This is a genomic window from Massilia soli (assembly GCF_016809835.1).
Taxonomy (GTDB): domain Bacteria; phylum Pseudomonadota; class Gammaproteobacteria; order Burkholderiales; family Burkholderiaceae_D; genus Telluria_A; species Telluria_A soli.
Window position 1 is genome coordinate 198,819 of record NZ_JAFBIL020000008.1, and the last position, 19,983, is coordinate 218,801.

The following is a 19,983-nucleotide window of genomic DNA, read 5'->3' on the forward strand; positions in this document are numbered from 1 at the left end:
GTCCGGCAATGCGTACTCATACTTAGTAACAACTTTCCGTTGGCCCCCTACCACGCCGCTGTCGTCCGGCAAGCTTGCCCCAAAGACGATAAGATTGACCAATGGACAACCTTAGCCACTCCGTCACCGGCCTTGCCGTCGGCGAACTCATCTCACGCAGCCTGCCGCCGGAAGCCGACGACGACAGCCAGCGCACGCGCCGCCGCTTGTTGCTGGTGTCGTGCTGGGCGGCCAGCAACTTCCCCGACCTCGACCTGGTGTTGACGCCGCTGCTGCCGGCGCCGCTTGGCTACCTGCTGCATCACCGCGGGCACACCCACACCTTGCTGTATGCATTGCCGCAAGCCATGCTGCTCGCCGCGCTGCTGTGGCTGCTGTGGCCGAACGCCCGCACGCTGCTGGCGCGCAGCGCACCGGCGCGCCGCGGCCTGCTGCTGGCGATCGGCGCCGGTTTCCTGCTGCACCTGTCGATGGACTGGCTGAACTCGTACGGCATCCATCCCTTCTATCCGCTCGACCCGCGCTGGTTCTACGGCGACATGGTGTTCATCATCGAGCCGGTATTCTGGATCGCCTTCGGCGTGCCGCTGGCCTTGATGGCCACGCGCCGGATCTCCAGGCTGGTGTTGCTTGGCATGCTGATCGGCGTGCCGGCGATATTTACCTTCAGCGGCCATTTGCATCCGGTCTCGACCGCCGTGCTGGTGCTGCTGGCTGCCGCGGCCGGCGTGCTGCAGCGGCGCGCCGGGGCCGCCGGCAGGCAAGGATTGCTGGCCGCGCTGGCAACGGCGCTGGTTTTCATCGGCGTGCAGGCGTGGTCGTCCGGCGCCGGCAAGCGCGCGATCACGGCGCAGCTGGAGCGGCGCGATCCCGGCACCCGCGTTGCCGACGTGGCGATGTCGGCGTTTCCGTCGAACCCCTTGTGCTGGGCGTTTGTGGCGGTGGAACACCAGGGCGCCGTGTTCCGGGTCGCGCGCGGCGTCGCCAGCATCGCGCCCGGCCTGATGGACGCGCGTTCCTGTCCGGCCGCCTTCGCCGAGCGCGCGGCGCAGCGCGCGCTGTCGCCGGCGGTGGCGGTGGTGTGGGAACACGAGCGGCCGCTGGCCGAACTGCGCGGCCTGCAGCGGCAGGACTGCAGCGTCGATGCCTGGCTGCGTTTTGCGCGCGCTCCCGTGCTCAACGCCGGCAACGCGACCGATGCGCGCTATGGGGTCGATCCGGACAGCAATTTCTCGACCATACGCCACGCCGATTTCGCCGGCCAGCCCTGCCCGTCCGGCATCCCGAAGTGGACTCATCCGCGCTCAGACCTGCTGGGTATCAATCCCGGTTAGCGGGCGCCCCTCTAGAATGAACCTGGATCTGCCCGGGGGTTCATTCAGGAGAAGCCATGTTGCCCAGCAAACTCGCGCGCGTCCGGTTCTTGCCCCGGACCAATTTGCGTACGGATTACCAGCATTCGGTGGCCATCTCGCTGCTGCGCGGACTGGCCGCGCTGCAGGTCGCCGCCGCCCACGTGCGCGCCCAGTTCTATCCCGGCCTGTCGACCATCGCCGACCCCTCGGCCGGCTACCAGCTGCTGGCCTTCGTGACCGGCTTCGCGCACCAGGCGGTGGTGATCTTCTTCCTGCTGTCCGGCTGGCTGGTTGGCGGCAGCCTGATGAACAAGCTCGAGCAGCCGCACGCGATGCTGGCGTACTGCATCGACCGGATCAGCCGGCTGTGGATCGTGCTGGTGCCGGCCTTTGCCGTGTCGCTGCTGATCGGCCTGTTCGTCGGCGAGCTTGGCTCCTGGCGCGCCGGCGGCCCGATCCCGCAGGCGTACGCGCCGCTGACCTTCATCGGCAACATGTTCGGCCTGCAGGACCTGGCAGTGCCGCGCTACGGCGGCAACTTCGCGCTGTGGAGCCTGACCTACGAAACCTGGTACTACGCGATGTTCCCGCTTGCCGTGCTGATGTTCGCCAGGCCCGGCGCCTTCGCCAAGGCGGCGTCGGCCGTCGCGCTGGCCGTCATCGCCTGGCACCTGAACGCGGCGATCTTGCTGTACTTCACGCTGTGGCTGATGGGCGCGGGCTTCTCGCGCATCCACATCCACGCCGGGCGCCCACTGCAATTTGGCTGCGGCGCGCTGTTCGTGCTGGTCGCGGTGTGGTTCCGCCTCAATGGCAGCAACAATATTTTGACGGAGGAATCCTACCTGCAGGACTTGCTGTACGGCCTGCTGTTCCTGGTGCTGCTGTGCAGCCTGCAGACCAGGGTGGCGCCGGGCGACGTGCTGATGCTCCGGCTCGGGCGGATCGGCAACTTCTTTGCCGAATTCTCGTTCAGCCTGTACGTCATCCACGTGCCGCTGATCTTCCTGCTGCGCCATGTGAACCAGCGCCAGTTCGGCATTACCCAGCTCGACCCGGCCAGCCTGTCGGACTTCGGCGTGTATCTGTCGCTGGTGGTGGTGATCGTGCTGCTGGCCTGGCTGTTCCACCTGCCGTTCGAGGCGCAAACCTACCGCCTGCGGCGGCGCCTGAAGGGCTGGCTGCTGCCGCCGCTGGCGGCTCAGAACATCGCGTAGACGTAGGGCGACGGCGCCTCGGCGGCGCTGCCAGCTTGCAGCAGCGGCCGCGCAGCGGCGGCATCGGCGGCGATACGCCCGGCCTGCCCTGCCAGTTCGGTACGGCCGAGCGTGTTCCAGTGCGCGGCCAGCCTCAGAGCGAGCTCGGCCGGATCGGCACAGGCCGCGCTGGCAAAGTCGTCGTGGGTCATGGCGCTGCGCCGGCGCCGCACGTAGTAGCTCAGCCATGTCACGTCCGGCGCCAGCGGGAATGCCTGGACACCGGCGGCCTCCATGCGCTGCGATATCGGCAGCAGCACCTCGTCGAACAGCGTTCCCATCAGCTGCGCCAGCTGCGCTTCCTTAGTCGAGTTCATAGGTCGTCCTCCAGTCGTCCTGATCTTGCGGTTCGGGTTGGTCCTTGCGCCACAGCAGCACGTCTTCCAGCACCAGCAGGTCCATCTCGGTGCGCATGAAGCAGCGGTAGGCGTCTTGCGGGCTGCACACGATCGGTTCGCCGCGCACGTTGAACGAGGTGTTGACCAGCATCGGACAGCCGGTCTGGCGCTCGAATTCGCGGATCAGCGCGTGGAACTCGGGGCTGGTGAGGGCGTCGACCGTCTGCACCCGGGCCGAATAATCGACGTGGGTGATGGCCGGCACGTCGCTGCGCGGCTGCTTAATCACGCTCATCATGTCGTCGTCGCCGCCGTCAAAGCGCGCCAGGTCCATCGGCAAGCGCCGGTCCTGGCGCAGCGGCGCCACCAGCAGCATGTAGGGACTGGCGGTGCCGAGCTCGAAGTAATCGGCGCAGCGTTCGCGCAGCACGCTCGGCGCGAACGGCCGGAACGACTCGCGGTATTTGATCTTCAGGTTCATCAGCGCCTGGGTGGCAGGATTGCGCGGATCGCCGAGGATCGAACGCGCACCCAGCGAGCGCGGTCCGAATTCCATGCGGCCGCTGAACCAGCCGACGATCTTGCCTTCGGCCAGCGCCGCGGCGATGGTAGCCAGGCGCGTGTCGCGCTCCCTGACTTGCTGGTAGGGCAGCGCGTTGCGTTCGACGAAAGCGAGCACCTCGGCGCTGGAATAGCGCGGCCCCAGCAGGCTGCCCTGCTGGGCATCGCGGCCGCGCGACGGCATTGTCCTGGGCTGGTCGAAATACATGTGGTTGGCCAGCAGCGCCGCGCCAAGCGCGCCGCCGGCGTCGCCCGCGGCCGGCTGGATCCAGACCTCGTCGAAAATGCCTTCGGCCACCAGCTTGCCGTTGGCAACGCAGTTCAGCGCCACGCCGCCCGCCATCACCAGCTTGCTTTCGCCGGTGATCTCGCGCAGGTGGCGCGCCGTCTTGAGCATGATTTCCTCGGTCAGCTTCTGGACGCTGGCCGCCAGGTCCATCTCGCGCCGCGTGATCGGCGTTTCCGGCTGGCGCGCGGGACCGCCGAACAGCGCGGCGAACTTGTCGCCAGTCATTTGCATCGAATCGAGGTAGGCGAAGTAGGCCGTGTCGAGCCGGTAAGAGCCATCGTCGCGCACGTCGATCAGCGCGCGCCGGATGGTCTCGTAATAGCGCGGCTCGCCGTAGGGGGCCAGCCCCATCAGCTTGTACTCGCCGGAGTTCACCTTGAAGCCGCAGAAGTAGGTGAAGGCGCTGTACAGCAGCCCCAGCGAGTGCGGGTAGTTGATCTCCGAGAACAGCCGCACGGTGCTGCCGTCGCCGCTGCCCAGGCTGGTGGTGGCCCACTCGCCGACGCCGTCGATGGTCAGGATCGCGGCCCGCTCGAACGGCGACGGATAGAAGGCGCTGGCCGCGTGCGCCATGTGGTGCTCGGAGAACAGCACGCGGCCCTCGCGCCCCAGCGAGCCGATGGCGGCGCGCACATGGTCGTCCAGCCACAGCTTGTCGCCGAGAATTTGTCCGGCGGCCTGCACGAACTGCGCGCGCCCGCGCGCACCGGCCGCCAGCGCGTTCTCGACTACCCGGTCGAAGGTGGCCACGGGGTTGTCGTAGAAGATGATCGCGTCGAGTTCGCTGGCGTCGACAAACCCTTCCTCGAGGCAGTAGTTGATCGCGTTGACGGGAAAGCGCGGGTCGTGCTTTTTGCGCGAGAAGCGTTCTTCCTGCGCCGCCGCGACAATCTGCCCGTCGCGCACCAGCGCCGCCGCCGCATCATGGTAAAACGCCGAAATGCCGAGAATCAGCCGGGACATACGATGCCCTTTCGTTGCGAAGCCTGCGCCAGCAGGCGGAACAGCAGTGGCGCCATCGACTCGGCCAGCGCGCGGTGGCCGTCGGGCGTGAAGTGGATGTCCGTTTCCCAGCGGAAGCCGCGCCGCTCGGCGGCCGGGTAGCCCAGGAAGTCCGGCAGCGGATCGTGCAAGTGGCAGCCTAGTTCGGCCGCTAGTTCGGCGAAGCGGGCCTGGTAGGCGCTGGCGTCGCAGGCCTGGTCGAGGTGCTGGGGCAGCGGCAGCGGCATCAGCACCACGGGGCGCTTGGCGCTGCGTATCCATTCGGACAAGATGGCGCGCATCAGCAGCCAGCCGGGGCTGGTGGGCGAATCGTAGGCCGGCAGCGGCTGGTAGTGGGTCAGGCGCTGGACCGCATCCTTGGCGCCGACGGCGTTGACGATCTTGCGCAGCAAGGCGAAGCGGCCGCCCATGTCGACCGCGCCCTGCTCGGACGGCGGCAGCTCGTGCATGTCGAAGGGGGTAGGCCGCGGCGGCACATTGCGCAGCACCAGCGCGCCGCCATCGAGCGAGAAATAGGGTTTGGCGTAGATCCGTTCACGGCCGTCGGCGTCGCGGTGCGGGCGATAATGCGCCATCACGCGGCGGATGTTTTCAACAAACACCGCGATGACCAGCACATCGTGTTCGATGTCCTGGGCAAACTCGCGCCAGGCCAGGTATTGCTGGTCGGTGCCGGTCGACGACAGCCCGAAATTGTAGGCTTCGACCCTGGCCCTGGCCGCCTCGCACAGGCGCGCCTCGAGGATGTCGGTATAGCGGTGATGGTTGCTGACGGCATCGCCGGCGGTAAACGAATCGCCAAAGAACAGGATGCGGCGCGCGCCCGGCGCCAGCGCCTTGACGAACGGACGGTTGGAGCGGAAGCCATCGTCGTTGGCATGCACCAGGTAGCCGCCGCCCTCGTGCTGGATGCGGGCTTTCAGGTTCGGAATGAAGCGGTAACCGACGACCGGGTGGTACTCGTAAAGCTGTCTCATTAGAACTCCGCAAGAAGGTCCGGACCGTGGTCCGCGCCCGGCCAATTCTGGTCAAAGAGCGCCTTCCTGCGTTTGTTCATTGTCAACCATTCGGCTGACCTCGCTGCCAACCCGCGCCGGGTTTGATGCTAAGAAATCAAGTGCCCGATTTACTTTCCCAGCGTTACGGCAAGTCCTCGTCCTGCAAGATCAGTTCCGGCGTCGGTTCGACGCGGCGCCCGGCTTCCTGCTCGCGCAGCGGTTCCGGTTCCGCGCGGCGTCCCGGGCCGGACTCGCGGAACGGCTCGGGATCAGCGCGCCGGCCGAAGCCCGGATCGCGCTGCGGCTCCGGCAGCTCGGGCGGCAGCACGATGATGTCCTCTTCGCCTTCCACCTCGACCGGGTCTTCCAGCACCGGCTCTTGCGGCGCGATGCCGTCTTCGTACAATTCGCCCGGCTCTTCCATGACCTCGACCGGTTCTTGCTCGCGCACCGGGGCGCTGCGCGGCGCACCGGGGAAGCTGGCCCTGGCGTCGATCTTGCCCGTGTCGAGCCCTGCCTTGAAGAAATCGCCCACCAGCAAGAGCGCATTATGGCCGCCCTGCCCCCAGTAATTGCTGCGCATGGCCACGCGGTTGTCGTTGAACCCGACCCACGCCCCGGCCACCAGGTCCGGGTGCATCAGGATGAACCAGCCATCGGCGTTTTTCTGGGTGGTGCCGGTCTTGCCGGCGACGTCGGCGCCGATGCCGAAGCGGTAGCGCACCCCGGTGCCGGTACCGCGGTTGACGACCCCGCGCATCATGTCGATCAGCTGGATCGCCGATGCCGACGACATCGCGCGGCGCGGCGATTCGCCGCCGAACTCGGCGATGACCCTGCCGTCGCGGTCGGTGATCCGTTTGACCACCACCGGCGCGCGATACTCGCCCTGCGCGGCAATGGTCGCGTACGCGTTGACCATTTCCAGCAGGGTCACCGGGCTGGTGCCCAGCGCCAGCGAGGGCACCGGCGACAGCGGGCTGTCCTTGATGCCGAGGTCGCGCGCCAGCTGGACAATGCCAGGCAAGCCGACATCCTGCATCACTTGCGCGGTGATCGTGTTCTTCGAATACACCAGGCCGTCGCGCAGCGTCATCCGGTTGCCGCTCGAGCGGGTCATGTCGGTCGGGCGCCAGACCTTGCCGTCGCCGGCCTTGATGTCGAGCACCGCGTCGATGTAGGGCTGTTCCGGCGACAAGCCTTTTTCCAGCGCCGCCCCATACACGATCGGCTTGAAGGTCGAACCGGGCTGGCGCAGCGCTTGCGCCACGTGGTCGAACTGGTCGCGTTCGAAATCGCGGCTGCCGACCCACGCCTTGACCTCGCCGGTGTTCGGGTCCATCGCCACGAAGCCGGTTTCCAGCCGCGTCTTGGCGCTGCGCAGCTTGGCCATGAACTTGCGGTCCGACTTCAGCCGCTTGAGCACGGCCTTGCCGTCTTCGCCCGCCTCGACCGCATTGCGGTAGTCGCCGGTATCGCGCACGAACTGGTCGAGCAGGCCGCGCTTGGATTTCCAGAAGTAATCGAAGGGGGTGATGGCATGGTGCATGCCGGCATACGCGCCGGTCGAGGCGGTGTACGACAGCGGCGCCTGGCTCCATTCGATGTCGGCGATGATCTGCAGCGCCTGGCCCTGGCGTTCGACCGCGCGCACGGCGGCCTGCTGCAAGGACGAATCGAGGGTGGTGTGCACCACCAGCCCGTCAAGCTGGAGGTTGTAGTCGTTTTCGTCGGCCCACTGGATCATCCACTTGCGCACGTGCGCCGCGAAATGGCTGTCGGTGCCGCCGCGTTCCGGCTGGCGCTCGAAGTGCAGGCGCAGCGGGCGCTTTTTCAGCGCGTTGAAGCGGGCCTGGTTTATCTCGCCATGCTTGAGCATCTGGCCCAGCACCACGTTGCGGCGCTCGACCGAGCGTTCCGGATTGGTGACCGGGTTGTAGTACTTGGTCCCCTTGAGCATGCCGACCAGGGTCGCGCTTTCGAGGATGTCGAGTTTGGCGGCCGGCTTGTCGAAATAGGTGCGCGCCGCCATCTCGATGCCGAAGGTGTTGTACAGGAAGGGCACCGTGTTCAGGTAGGCTTCCAGGATCTCGGCCTTGCTGTAGGTGGCCTCGATCTTGAACGCCGTGATCATTTCCTTCAGCTTGCGGTTCAGGTTGCGCGAACGGCCGATTTCTTCCGGAAACATGTTGCGCGCCAGCTGCTGGGTGATGGTCGAGCCGCCCTGCGCATCGCCCTGCAGCGTGTACAGCACCGCGCCGACGGTGCGGCGGAAATCGATGCCGTGGTGATCGTAGAAGCGGTGGTCTTCGGTGGACACCAGCGCCTTGACCACGTGCGGCGAGATCTTGTCGAGCTTGACCCGTTCCTGCAGTCCCGACTCGAAGGTCGCCAGCTGCTTGCCGTCCGCGGTGACCAGCTTGCTGGCCTTGGCTTCGCGCGCCTGGCGCAGGTCGCTGATGCCCGGCGTCAGCGGGATCAGGATCAGCACATACAGCAGCAACAGCCCCAGCAGGGCTGCGATACCCCACAGCGCGATCAGCGCGGCGCGCTGCGCCGGCGGATAGCGCAGCAAATGTTCCCGGAACCGCGCATAGCCGGCCTGGGCGCCGGTTGTCGCCGCGCTGCCCGCGCGCAGGGCCTTCTGGCGCATGCGTTGCGCCAGCTTGTCGTTATCGTCCACCATGGTTGCCTTGCCAAATGTTCACTAATTCAGAATGGCCGAGTATAGCTGACGCGGACGACAAACAACGGTACGCATGCTTTCAGACAATATCCTGGTGGTTTGCCGGCGGCGCCAGCTTGTCGATATCGCGCCCGCCGAAGCGCTCCAGCAGCTCGGCGGCGGCAGCCGCTTCGCGCCCCTCGGCGGCGTCCAGCACCACCATGCACAGCCCGCGCTGGGTCACGCGCTCATCGTTGCGCGCAGCGGTCCCGCGCGCCGCTTCGGTGCCGTTGTCAACGGTGAAATTACCCTGCACCGGGCCGGCTTCGTCGTCGCGCACGCTCACGCGCACCGCGTCGCGGGCATAGCCGGCAGCCAGCAGCGCGTCGCGCGCCGCTTCGGCGTCGGCATACTGGTCGAAGATGCGGATCATTTGTATCGCCATGGTTCCTCCCAAGTCAGCAAGGCGCTATCGCAAGCGCCGGTTGCACGATGTATAGCACAAGCGCACGAGCCGGCACGCACAGCAGGCGGACTGCGGGATGGCAGAACAGGCTGACGGCCGGTCACGTCAACACCGGGGAATAGTTGCCATACTGACATCGAATAAAAACCAACAGACCCGATCGCAATGTGACAAAGTGTGCATCTGTTGCTGTAAGCAACTGCTATTATCTTTCCCAATGGAAAATTAGCAGCGGAAATGTATGCGCTTCGACATCATGCCTCGATCGTGGGACAAGGCGAAACAGGCCGGCTGGTTGTCGGCGTTGTTTACCGCCGTTCTGGTGATTTTCGCCGCCAGTGCCGCATTGCTCTACGCGGCCATGCTCCATGAGGGCGAGCAACCGGCGCTCGAAACGGCCCCAGCGGCACGCGCCGCGCCGGATGCGCGCGCCCGCAAGATCGATGCGGTCGGCGCGGCCCGCTTTGCCCGGCCAAGCAATGCGTCCTGCGATGGGCGCACGCGCTGCAGCCAGATGAATTCCTGCGCGGAAGCGAAGTATTTCCTTGCCAACTGTCCAGGCGCCGCGGCCGGGATGGAGCGCGACCTGAACGGTATTCCGTGCAGCAGGCAGTGGTGCACCGCGGGCGCGGCGCAACCGGGCCTACGCTAGGCCTGCAGCGGCACGGCCGCGCCGGCGGCGCGCCCGGAATCGACCTGCGCCGTGCCGCCGGCAGCCGGTTTCAACAGCAGCAGCTGGCCGTCCAGCACGCGAAACGCCAGCGGCGTGTTCATCCGGGTGACCTCGCCATCGGTGGCCACCTTGATGCGCCGCTTGCCGTAGAACTTGCGCGGCTTGACGATCATGCGCCTGAAGCTGAAGGTAATCAGGTTGTCGGCCTCCCCCAGCCGCCCGAGCATTGCCCGCAGCATCAGTCCCAGCATGCCAAGCCTGCCGACCGACTTCGGGGCGATCGCGGCCAGCTTGCCATCTTCGACCGCGTCCGACAGTGGCGCGATGCCGATCTGCTCCATCTGCAGGCGGTTATTGCCGACGAACAGCGTGGAGGTACGCATCAGATGCTCCTTGCCGTCGAGATCGAGGGTGATGCGCATGCGCCGGTGGGCGCTGAAAAAGGTCTTGATGGCGGAGATGAAGGCCACGAAACGGCTGCGGCCGAATTGCCTCTTGTCGAGCTCGCGCTCTTCGAGCATGCGCGGGTACAGGCCGATACTGGCGTTGACCAGGAAAATCCGCTCGTTCACCGCGCCAACCTGGACCGGCTGGACTTGCGCGTGCAACAGCGCGCGCACGGCATCGCCCAGGTCTTCCGGAATATGGTGGGTGCGGCCGAAATAGTTGAAGGTGCCCTGGGGCAGCACGCCGAACAGGCAAGCCTGCGCAACCGCTTCGCGCGCCACCGCGTTGATGGTGCCGTCGCCGCCCGCCGCGACCAGGATGCCGTCCGCGGCGCTGGCCCTGGCGGCAACGGCGGCGGCGATCTCGGCAATGTTTTCCGGATCGTCCACCAGGGTCAGCTCGAAACGCCGGCCGGCCTGCGTCAGCACGTCCTCGATCACCGCACGGCGTTCCTCGGTTTCCGATGAACCGGACCCGGCATTGAGAACGATGAAAAACGTCGCCTGTGGATCGGGCGTGGCTGGATGCATGTTCTGGTCGGCTATCGTAGTGGTTTTCGCAACCCGGACTGTACCACCGGCGCGCGAATTTCACAGGGCCTGACCATGCGTCAACAGTGTGGCGCCAGCCTGCTCGCGCCGGGAGGGTGCGGCCTTGTTCGCTGCGCGTCCGCCGTGCGCGGACTTACGCGCAGCACAGCCGCCCGACCCGTTAGCGCAGGCAGCGGTACAATGGGAGTTCCATACAGCATTTCCGGCGCTCGCCGCGGCCGGCCTCCCTGCACATGACGATGCCATGCATTTCCGCCGGCAACACCGGCTGTGACACCGGTTGCGGCGGCACGCCAGCGGCGCGCCTCAATGCCAGTTGCCTGTGCGTCAGCCATGAGCGGGCGGCGCTGGTCGAGGCGCTGGAGGCCGGGTCGGGCGACGCCGAGGTGGCCGCGCTGATCGCCGAACGCTGCCCGCACCTGTTTTCGCGCCAGCCGGTATTCGTGTCGCATCATCACGCCGAGCGCATCGCCGAGCTGATCGCCGCGATCGAGTCGGTCATCGCCCTGCCCGCGTACCGCAAGGCCGCGCTGGCCGGCGCGCCGGCGATCGCGCGCCACGATCCGGGCGCGCGCAGCGTGTTCTTCGGCTACGACTTCCATCTCGGCGACAACGGCGTCGCCCTCATCGAAATCAACACCAACGCCGGCGGCGCCCTGCTCAACGCGGCACTGGCGCGCGCGCAAGACCCATGCAAGGCGCTGGCCGGCGCCGCCCGCGGCGCCCAGGATGCGCACCAGCTCGAGCAGGACATCGTGGCGATGTTCCGTGAAGAGTGGCGCCTTGGCGGCACCGGCGGCGCGCTGCGCAGCGTCGCGATCGTCGACGCCGACCCGGTCGACCAGTATCTGTACCCGGAGTTCCTGCTGTTCCGCAGGCTGCTCGAACAGCACGGCATCGCCGCCGTCATCGCCGCCCCCGGCGCCTTGCGCTGGGACGGCGCGCGCCTGTGGCACGGCGACAGCACGATCGACCTGGTGTACAACCGCATGACCGACTTCATGCTCGAGGCGCCGGCCAGCGCGGCGATTCGCGCCGCCTACCTGGCGCGCGCCGCGGTCGTCACGCCCCATCCGCATGCGCACGCGCTGTACGCCGACAAGCGCAATCTGGCGATCCTGTCGGACCAGGTCCGCCTTGCCGAATTCGGGGTCCCTGAGGCCACCCGCCAGATCCTGCTGGCAGGCATCCCGCATACCGAGCTGGTCGGCGCAGGCGACGCCGAGCGCCTGTGGGGCCTGCGGCGCCAGCGCTTCTTCAAGCCGGCCGACGGCTATGGCGGGCGCGCCGCCTATCGCGGCGACAAGCTGACCCGGCGCGTATGGGACGAGATCCTCGGCGGCGTCTACGTGGCGCAGGCATTCGTGGCGCCGTCGGAGCGCATGGTCCGCACGCCGGCCGGGCCGGAAAACCTCAAGTTCGACTTGCGCGCCTACTGTTACGCCGGCAAGGTGCAGTGGCATGCCGCCCGGGTCTACCAGGGCCAGGCCACCAACATGCGCACCCCCGGCGGCGGCTTTGCGGCGGTGTACCTCGTCTAGCTGGCCGCGCCGTCGCGGCGCACCAGCCATCCGGCGCTGACGGCAGCGGGCGCCGCAGGCGTGGCGGCCCAGGTCCAGGCCGCGTTCGTGAAGCGGCGCGGCTGTACTACGGGCCAGTGTCGGCTCGCCGCCGGTCCGCCCGGACAGCGTTGATGCACCGCCTGCTGACGGCGCCGTTGCCAGGCGGGAACGCGCTTACGGCGTGCCGCGCGCCGGCCAGTACACCGCCGATGTGGTGTTCTGCTTGGCCGGTGCGGCGTGGTGGACCGCGAACGGCTCTCCTTGCATGCGGTCGATTTCCTTGTCCGGCCCTGGTTGAGCAACAGGCTGTACCATCACCATCTCCGGTGTTGCCGCAGCGCCCTCCGGCGCCTTGCCAGGTTCAGGCACGACCAGCCCGAACGCCAGCGCTAGCCCCACACAACTGAGTGCAAATGATCTTTCAGACATATCCTTCTCCCCGGCGGCGTGCGCCTCTTGATGGGCTCGCCGCGAATGACTACTGGTCCTAGTATAGGACGGTTCTGACAGCACACCAGTAGATTCCGAACACTATTTCTCTCTGCTGGACGCAAACGCAACAGTCCGCTATTGGCGTCTCAGAAAGATATTCTACGGAGAATTCATGTCACGAATATGACGACGGAAAAAATAACAAAAGAAAACAACAGTTGAAACTGTGCAACACTAGCGGATCTGATAAAAAAGGAATCAAGCATGCGGAATGGGGTGCTGTGCGGTTTGCTGGCGGGCGCGTTGTGGGGCATGGTATTCATCGTGCCGGAGATCCTGGCGGCCTTCTCGCCGCTCGAAATGGCGCTCGGCCGCTATGCCGCGTATGGGGCGATCGCGCTGGGGCTGATGGCGCCGCGGCTGTCGTCGCTGTTCCGGCGCCTTGCGCGCAGCGACCTTGCCGCCCTGCTGCGCCATGCGCTTGCAGGCAATATTGTGTATTACATGCTGCTGGCACTGGGCGTCAAGCTGGCCGGCGTGGCGCCGACCTCGCTGATCATCGGGCTGCTGCCGATTGTCGTCACCCTGATCGGGCATAAGGATCACGGCGCGGCGCCGCTGCGCCAGCTGGCTTTGCCGCTGGCCGTGGTCGGCGCCGGCATCGCCTGCATCAATGTCGATCTCTTCCTGCACGCGCGCGCGGCCGGCGCCAGCCTGTGGCAGACCGGCGCCGGCGTGCTGTGCGCCAGCGGGGCGCTGCTGTGCTGGAGCTGGTACAGCGTCGACAATGCCCGCTACCTGAAAAAGCATCCGCATTTCAGCAGCGCCGAGTGGTCGGCGCTGTACGGCCTGTCGAGCGGCGCGATCGCGCTGGCGATCGCCGCCGTGGCCCTGCCCTTCTTTTATCATGACATCAGCGGCGCGGCCGGCGCCGCCAGTGGCCGCGACTGGACACTGTTCTGGATCACCAACGCCCTGCTCGCGCTGGGCGCTTCGGTCATCGGCAACCACTTGTGGAATATCGCCAGCCGCCGGGTCGCGGTGACCTTGTCGGGCCAGCTGATCCTGTTCGAAACCCTGTTCGCCCTGCTGTACGGCTTCATCTACAAACAGCAGTTCCCGCGGCCACTGGAAATTGCCGCCATCGTGCTGCTGGTGACCGGGGTGGCGTGGTCGGTGCGGGTACACGCCATGGAAGCGCAGCCGGCGCCGCCCTGAACGGCGCCCGCCTCAGTGCAGGATCAGGCAGGCTTCCTCGTACTGCGCCTCGGTCTCGCGGAAAATCGCGCGCAGCATGTCGCCTTCGAGGCGCAGGCTGGCCCAGGCTTCGCCGGACAATGCCGGCACCAGCGCATCGGCGTCGCCCAGGTCGAGCGCGTGGACGATGGCGTTGGCGACGTGGACGATGCTCGCCAGGTCGCCCAGGTCATCGACCGCGGGCGCGTGGTGGAAGCCGATTGCGCGCAGCAGCTGCGGCGGAAACCGCCACGCCTCGGCCAGCATCAGGCCGACCTGCTGGTGGGTCATGCCCAGCACCTGCTGCTCGGCGTCGACCTGCCAGGCATCGTGTTCATCGCGCCAGGCCAGCGCCGCGCCGTATTGCCGGGGGAAGCGCGTGGCCAGCACCAGCCGGCCGATGTCGTGCAGCAGCCCGCCCAGGAAGGCCTGCTCCGGGTTCAGGCGGGTGCGGCGCGCGACGTTGCGCGCACAGACCGCGGTGGCCATCGAATGGCGCCAGAACTGCGACAGCTCGCGCTGCGTCCCGGTTCCGGCGGGCAACACATTGACGATGGCGCCGGCCGCCACCAGCGTGCGCACCGTATCGAAGCCCAGCATCATGATGGCCTGATTGATGGTCTTGACCTTCGCGCTCAGCCCGTAGAACGACGAATTGGCCACCCGCAGGGTGCGCGCCGTGAGTGCCTGGTCGTGCGAAATGGCGTCAGCCAGCCGGCCGATATCGACGTCCGGGTCGTCGAAACTGCTCATCAGCTCGAGCACGATGGTCGGCAAGGCCGGCAGGTCGAGGATGTTACGCGCCACCTCGACGCGGGCCAGCGTGTTGGCGCCCGTGACAGCGGCTGGCGCGCCGGCCTGGATCTGCCCGGCCATCAGGCGACCAGCCCGAACTTCAGCGCATAGCGGATCAGGGCCGCGTTGGACGCCAGGCCCATTTTCTTGAAGATGCGGGCGCGATAGGTGTTGACCGAGCTGATGCTGATGCCCAGCTCGGCCGACACCTGCTTGATCTGGCGTCCGGAACCGATCATGCGCAGCACATCGCGCTCGCGCGCGGTCAGGGTTTCATGCACCGCCAGCTGTTGCGGCGCGGTGGCGTCGGTGACCAGCAGTTCGGCCAGGTGCTCGCTGATGTAGCTGGCGCCGCTGGTGACGCGGCGCACCGCCTGGATCAGCTCTTCGGCGGCCATCGCCTTGGTCACGTAGCCGGCGGCGCCGGCGCGCAGCGCGGCCACCGCGAATTGCTCTTCCGGGAACATCGACAGGATCAGCACGCACTGGTGCGGGAAGCGCGCCTTGAGCTCGAGCAGCCCGGCCAGGCCTTCGTAATTGGGCAGCGACAGGTCGAGGATGACGACATCGGGCGCATGCTCGGGGATCAGCGCGAGCAGCTCGGCGAAGCCCGCCGCCTCGCCGACGATGCGCAGGTCCTTCGACGAGCGAATGATTTTCTTGATGCCCTCGCGGATCAGCGCGTGGTCGTCGGCGATCACAATGTTGGTCAATGTCGTCTCGATTCTGTTATGTGACGACAGTGTATCAAGGATGGCGGAACTCTGACACCGGCAACAGTGCCGACAACAAGGTGCCGCCCGCCGCCAGCCGGCGGATCGCCACGCGCCCGCCCACCAGGACGGCGCGCTCGCGCATGCCGACCAGCCCGAGGGTGCCGGACTGGCGCACCCGCGCCTGGGCGATGCCGATCCCGTTATCGCGCACGCGCAGCAGTATCCGGTGCCCGCGCCGCTGCACGCTGATCGCCACGCAGGTCGCGCGCGCATGGCGCAGGATGTTGGTCAGCCCTTCCTGGAGGATCCGGAACAGCGCCGCGGCGCCGGCGCAGGTCGGCCCGCCGGTGGCCGCCGGCAAGTCCAGCTCGACCCGTACCCGGGTGCGCCGCTCGAAGTCGCGCGCGTGCCAGTCGACTGCCGCATACAGCCCCTGGCTGTCGATCTCCGGAGGGCGCAGCTGCATGGCGATCGAGCGCGCCGAGTCGATCGCCTGGTCGAGGGTGTCGGAGGCGCTGCTCAGCTCCTGCACCAGTTTGCGGCGCGGCAGTCCCGCGCTGCTGCTCTGGACATCTTCCAGCAGCAGCTTGATGTCGATCTTGGCCGCCGACAGGATTTGCCCGAGCTGGTCGTGCACTTCGCGCGCCAGCGCGATCCGTTCGTCCTTGCGCACGTGCTGCAGCCAGTCGTACAGGAAGCGCAGCTCGTTGCGCGAGGCAAGGATCTCGTCGGCGGCAGCCTTGCGGCTGCTGATGTCCTGGACGATCTTGACGAGGTAGCGCGGGCGGCCGTCTTCGCCGTCGATGGTGCCGACGAAGTTCTCGACCCAGCTCACGCCGCCGTCGGGACGGCGGAAGCGCGTCTCGGTCAGGAAGGTATCGGCCTCGCCGGCGCGCAGCTTCTCGAGCAGCACCTGGTTCAGCGCCGCATCCGACGGCTCCGACAGGTGCTCGATGGTGAGCGCGCGTAGCTGCGCGCCGCTCAGGCCGACCAGGCGTTCGAAGGCGGCGTTGGCGCGCACGATGCGCCCCTCGAAATCGGCCATCACGATGCCGGCCGGCGAGCGCTCGAACACCGCCTCGAGCAGCGCATTGGCGGTGTTCAGGTCGCGCGTGCGCTGCAGCACCCGCATCTCCAGTTCGGCGTTGGCCTGCTTCAGGCGCGCCTCGGCCGTCTTGCGCCGCGTGATCTCGTTGCCGAACGCGATCGCGCCGCCCCCGCCCGGATAGCAGCGCACGCTGAACCAGCGGTTGCTCGGGGTGTGCAGGAAGTTCAGGTTCACCGCCCGGTGCTCGCCCATGGCGCGCCGCAAGGCGGCCGCGACCGGGCCAAATTCGGGCGCCACCTCGGTCAGCACCTGGCCGATCAGCTGCTCGGCCGGCAGCGCCACCATCGGCGGATCGCTTTTTTTGACAGCGACGATGCGCAGATCGGCATCGACGTTGAGAAAGGCGTCCCCGGCGCCGTCCATGATGCTGGCCAGGTCGCCGCGCACCTCCGCGAGCTCGCTCAGCAGCCCGGCCAAGCGCTCGCCGGCGGCGCGCCGGGTGCGCGCCAGCGTCACCTGCGACCGTACCAGCGCGGCCAGTTCGCGCGCGCTGAACGGCCTGGCCAGGTAGTCGTCGGCGCCGGCGGCCAGCGCCTCGGCGCGCGCGGCGTCGCCCGCTTCGGCCGCCAGCACGATTAGCGGAATCGCCGCCACCGGGTCGACGGCGCGCACCGCGCGCAGCAGCGGCACGACCGCCGCCGGCAGTGCCAGGTCAAGCACGATGATGTCGGGCCGCTCGGCGCCGATCGCCGCCACGATGGCCTGGGCATCGGCCGCGACCACCGGCCACGGCGCAAGCCAGTGTTCGGGCTGGACCAGCGCGCCGGGGCTGTCGCTGGCGACGAGCACCCGGCCCAGCTCGGCTTGGGCGGCGCCGTCGGCGTCATTCGGCCCCGCGCGGTCTGCGCGCGCGCCGTCAACCCCGGGTCCGGCCTTGTTCGACTCATTCGCCATTGTTTTGCGCAATCAGGGAAATCGGGACGCGGGAAGACCGCGGCCCGGGGCACAGCATACCGCTTTCCCTAGCGCAAGCCAAGTTGGCAGCCACTGGCCGCTTATCTGGCGCTGCGCAGGTCGTCCACCGGTTCGCGGCCGTATCCGGGCGCGAGCATGTACTCGACCAGCGCGCGCGCGGTCTGCTGGGGCGGGCTCAGTTCGCCCGCGCGCTGCAGCTCGATGAAGCGCTCGCGCAGCGGAAAGCGCGCGGCCGGGGTGGCGCGGATTTCGGCCTGCATGCCGGTATCGATGACCCCGGGCGCCAGGCTGCAAATGCGCACCCCGGCCAGCGCGTCGAGCGCGACCGCGCGCGCATGCTGGTCGAGCGCGGCCTTGGTGGCGCAATAGACGCTCCAGCCCGGATAAGCGCTGCGCCCGGCGCCGCTGGACACGTGCATGATGCGGCGCTCGGCCGCTTCGCTCTGCGCCACCACGGCGGCGGCCAGCATCATCGGCGCGGCGACGTTGAGCATCACGGCGCGCGCCACCTCGAGCGGGTCGTGGTCGCTCAGGCTGCCCACCGGCTGCACCATGCCGGCGTTGTTAATCAGGAGGATGGCATTGTCGCCCGCCATGAAGTGGCGCAGCGCGCTGCCGCCAAGCCACGCCCCCAGCGCGCCGGCGTCGGCCAGGTCGATGTCGATCTGGGCCAGCAGGCCGGGACAACGTGCCTGCATCTCGGGCGAAAAGGAACGCGCCAGCCCGAGCACCGGGATGTCGCGCGCGAGCAGGTCGGAGGCGATGGCCGCACCCAGCCCTTTGGTATGTCCGGTAACGATTGCTTTCATGCTGGCACCCTGTTCGACAGGCGAGTCGGAAGCGACTCGATACCCTCATGTTAGCACCGGCGGCGCGCGCACGCGGCGCGCCAGCGCCGGCGCGGGCCTTGTTTCTGCAGCAGGTGGCTTGAAGGAAAAGCGGCTAGCGCAGCAGCGACAGCACGGTGCGCGGCACGTTGTTCGCTTGCGCGACCATCGCGGTGCCGGCTTGCTGGAGGATCTGAGCGCGCGTGAGCGCGGCCGTTTCGGCCGCATAGTCGGTATCGACGATGCGCGAGCGGCTGGCGGCGAGGTTTTCGCTGCTAATGGCGGCGGCGCTGGCGGCAATTTCCAGCCGCTTGCTCGATGCGCCGACCGACGTGCGCTGGTTCGAGACAAACGCCAGCGCCTCGTCGATGTGGCGGATCGCGATCGACGTACGCCTGAGATCGAGGCCGTCGAGGCCGAGCGCGCCGGCATTCATCGCCGACAGGCTGATCTCGATATGGTCGGTCGCATTGGCGCCGACCTGAATCTGCACCTTGCGCATGGCGGTGGTGCTGCTGGTTTCCGGGAACACCACGTTGAACCCCGCCAGCGGCTTGTCGGGCGGACGGTCGCTGCCATCGGGAATCACGCTGCGCGCGTCCCGCTCCGGTCCGCCGTCGGCGTCGAGTCCGCCGATGGCGCCGGTGTCGGCATTGTTCAGGTTCATCACGTTCTGGATGTAGTCGACGCCGTTGGCCTTGAAGTCGGCGACGAACGCCGCCTCGTCGGCGATGGCGCCGTTGGTCACCGCGTTGAGCGCCTGGGTCAGCGTGTTGCCGCGGTTATCGCCGAGGTAAGTCATGATGCCCTTGATGCCGCCTTCGACGCCCATCTCCTTCAGCTGGTCGTGCATGTAGCGGGTGGCCGCGAAGCCGCCCGCGTAGACCGAGTTCTCGAAGTCAGCGACAAATGCCGTGGTGGCCGCGGTTGCGCCGTTGTTGGTTGCGCCGCGCACCCGGTCGTCGGCGCCGTGGATCAGCTCGGCGGCGCCCTCGATGAACCAGCCCGGCAGGTTCATGCCGGTATCGCGGTACATCACCGCGTGCACCATTTCGTGCGCGACGATCCGGTCGAGGCCGTCGCCGCCATCGGCGGTACCAGTCAGCGTGAAGTCGCTCATGTCGAGCGCCATCATCAGGTTCGGCCATGCCACATAAGCGAGCACATTCGAGGGCCCGTCGTTCAGGGCGTCGAGGTCAATGCGCAGGTTGGCGCCGTCGCCCTGGATGCCGTAATACTTGCTGATCAGCTTTTCCGACTGGGTCAGCCAGCCGCCCGACTTCAAGCCGTCGATGACGGCGCGCTTGGCCTTGTCGCCGCCAATGCTGCCGAGGTCTTGCGAGAACACCGCCTCGCCGTTGAATTCGGTGTTGGTGCCGATCTCGGTGATGCTTGCCAGGATTTCGCGCGCTTCTTGCTGCAGCGCTTCGCGGTCGCTCGACGAGAAGCTCGACGAACCGCCCTGCACCGCCAGCTGGCGCAGGCGCTGCAGGTTTTCGGTCACCTGGGCCATGGCCCCGTCGGCCACCTGCAGCATCGAGGCCGCGTCATTGATGTTGCGCCCGGCCTGGTTCAAGCCGTTCAGGCTCGAGGTCATGCGATCGGAAATGGCCAGGCCTGCCGCATCGTCCTTCGCGCCATTGATCCGCAGCCCGCTCGACAGCCGGCTGATGGTGCGCGCGATGTCCTCTCCCGCTGCGGAGGCGCGCCGCTGCGCGTGCAGCGATAGGACATTGGTAGAAATCGACAGCGACATGGTGGGCAAGCCCGTAATGGTTCCTCACCTGTAAC

17 protein-coding genes are annotated in these 19,983 nt (G+C 67.4%); 5 read left to right on the forward strand and 12 right to left on the reverse strand.

Annotated elements, in window-relative coordinates:
• Nucleotides 1-101 precede the first annotated feature (101 nt).
• Nucleotides 102-1,334, forward strand: coding sequence for a metal-dependent hydrolase (locus I4X03_RS19715; protein ID WP_223469947.1), 1,233 nt, complete (start codon nt 102-104; stop codon nt 1,332-1,334).
• 56 nt (nt 1,335-1,390) lie between these two features.
• Nucleotides 1,391-2,572, forward strand: coding sequence for an acyltransferase family protein (locus I4X03_RS19720; RefSeq protein WP_223469948.1), 1,182 nt, complete (start codon nt 1,391-1,393; stop codon nt 2,570-2,572).
• On the opposite strand, the gene I4X03_RS19725 is transcribed toward I4X03_RS19720, so the two are convergent.
• The 5 genes from I4X03_RS19725 to I4X03_RS19745 form a co-directional block, all read right to left on the reverse strand.
• Nucleotides 2,557-2,928, reverse strand: coding sequence for a hypothetical protein (locus I4X03_RS19725; RefSeq protein WP_223469949.1), 372 nt, complete (start codon nt 2,926-2,928; stop codon nt 2,557-2,559). The two genes, I4X03_RS19720 and I4X03_RS19725, sit on opposite strands and share 16 nt — an antisense overlap.
• A complete protein-coding gene (locus I4X03_RS19730) occupies nt 2,915-4,762 on the reverse strand; it encodes a carbamoyltransferase family protein (protein ID WP_223469950.1) in 1,848 nt (615 codons plus the stop codon). The genes I4X03_RS19725 and I4X03_RS19730 overlap by 14 nt, the downstream gene beginning before the upstream one ends.
• A complete protein-coding gene (locus I4X03_RS19735; RefSeq protein WP_223469951.1) occupies nt 4,750-5,778 on the reverse strand; it encodes an SGNH/GDSL hydrolase family protein in 1,029 nt (342 codons plus the stop codon). Before I4X03_RS19735 ends, I4X03_RS19730 begins: the two co-directional genes overlap by 13 nt.
• Before the next feature lie 163 nt (nt 5,779-5,941).
• The gene (locus I4X03_RS19740; protein WP_223469952.1) at nt 5,942-8,485 is read right to left on the reverse strand and encodes a penicillin-binding protein 1A; all 2,544 of its coding nucleotides are present in this window, start codon (nt 8,483-8,485) and stop codon (nt 5,942-5,944) included.
• Between the two features lie 79 nt (nt 8,486-8,564).
• Nucleotides 8,565-8,909 (reverse strand): hypothetical protein, encoded by a 345-nt coding sequence (locus I4X03_RS19745; protein ID WP_223469953.1) that lies wholly within the window; start codon nt 8,907-8,909, stop codon nt 8,565-8,567.
• Nucleotides 8,910-9,171: 262 nt separating this feature from the next.
• Between I4X03_RS19745 and I4X03_RS19750 the strand changes: the two genes are divergently transcribed.
• Complete coding sequence (locus I4X03_RS19750) at nt 9,172-9,582, forward strand: hypothetical protein (RefSeq protein WP_223469954.1); 411 nt, start codon at nt 9,172-9,174, stop codon at nt 9,580-9,582.
• On the opposite strand, the gene I4X03_RS19755 is transcribed toward I4X03_RS19750, so the two are convergent.
• Nucleotides 9,579-10,580 carry a diacylglycerol/lipid kinase family protein gene (locus tag I4X03_RS19755; RefSeq protein WP_223469955.1) on the reverse strand — a complete coding sequence of 334 codons (1,002 nt, stop codon included), beginning with the start codon at nt 10,578-10,580 and terminating at the stop codon, nt 9,579-9,581. The genes I4X03_RS19750 and I4X03_RS19755 overlap by 4 nt on opposite strands.
• A 260-nt stretch (nt 10,581-10,840) precedes the next feature.
• Here I4X03_RS19755 and I4X03_RS19760 point away from each other — a divergent pair, with 260 nt between their 5' ends.
• Nucleotides 10,841-12,142, forward strand: a complete 1,302-nt coding sequence (locus I4X03_RS19760; protein WP_223469956.1) for a hypothetical protein — start codon at nt 10,841-10,843, stop codon at nt 12,140-12,142.
• Between the two features lie 195 nt (nt 12,143-12,337).
• Here I4X03_RS19760 and I4X03_RS19765 read toward each other — a convergent pair whose 3' ends face one another.
• Nucleotides 12,338-12,592, reverse strand: a complete 255-nt coding sequence (locus I4X03_RS19765) for a hypothetical protein (RefSeq protein WP_223469957.1) — start codon at nt 12,590-12,592, stop codon at nt 12,338-12,340.
• Nucleotides 12,593-12,859: 267 nt separating this feature from the next.
• Between I4X03_RS19765 and I4X03_RS19770 the strand changes: the two genes are divergently transcribed.
• On the forward strand, nt 12,860-13,813 hold the full coding sequence (locus I4X03_RS19770; protein WP_223469958.1) for a DMT family transporter: 954 nt from the start codon (nt 12,860-12,862) through the stop codon (nt 13,811-13,813).
• A 12-nt stretch (nt 13,814-13,825) separates the two neighbouring features.
• Here I4X03_RS19770 and I4X03_RS19775 read toward each other — a convergent pair whose 3' ends face one another.
• The 5 genes from I4X03_RS19775 to I4X03_RS19795 form a co-directional block, all read right to left on the reverse strand.
• On the reverse strand, nt 13,826-14,707 hold the full coding sequence (locus I4X03_RS19775) for an HDOD domain-containing protein (protein ID WP_223469959.1): 882 nt from the start codon (nt 14,705-14,707) through the stop codon (nt 13,826-13,828).
• Nucleotides 14,707-15,339 carry a response regulator gene (locus tag I4X03_RS19780; RefSeq protein ID WP_223469960.1) on the reverse strand — a complete coding sequence of 211 codons (633 nt, stop codon included), beginning with the start codon at nt 15,337-15,339 and terminating at the stop codon, nt 14,707-14,709. The genes I4X03_RS19775 and I4X03_RS19780 overlap by 1 nt, the downstream gene beginning before the upstream one ends.
• A 34-nt stretch (nt 15,340-15,373) precedes the next feature.
• A complete protein-coding gene (locus tag I4X03_RS19785; RefSeq protein ID WP_223469961.1) occupies nt 15,374-17,344 on the reverse strand; it encodes a PAS domain S-box protein in 1,971 nt (656 codons plus the stop codon).
• Nucleotides 17,345-17,445: 101 nt separating this feature from the next.
• On the reverse strand, nt 17,446-18,174 hold the full coding sequence (locus I4X03_RS19790) for an SDR family oxidoreductase (RefSeq protein ID WP_223469962.1): 729 nt from the start codon (nt 18,172-18,174) through the stop codon (nt 17,446-17,448).
• A gap of 133 nt (nt 18,175-18,307) precedes the next feature.
• Complete coding sequence (locus I4X03_RS19795; protein ID WP_223470082.1) at nt 18,308-19,948, reverse strand: flagellinolysin; 1,641 nt, start codon at nt 19,946-19,948, stop codon at nt 18,308-18,310.
• Nucleotides 19,949-19,983: the final 35 nt, after the last annotated feature.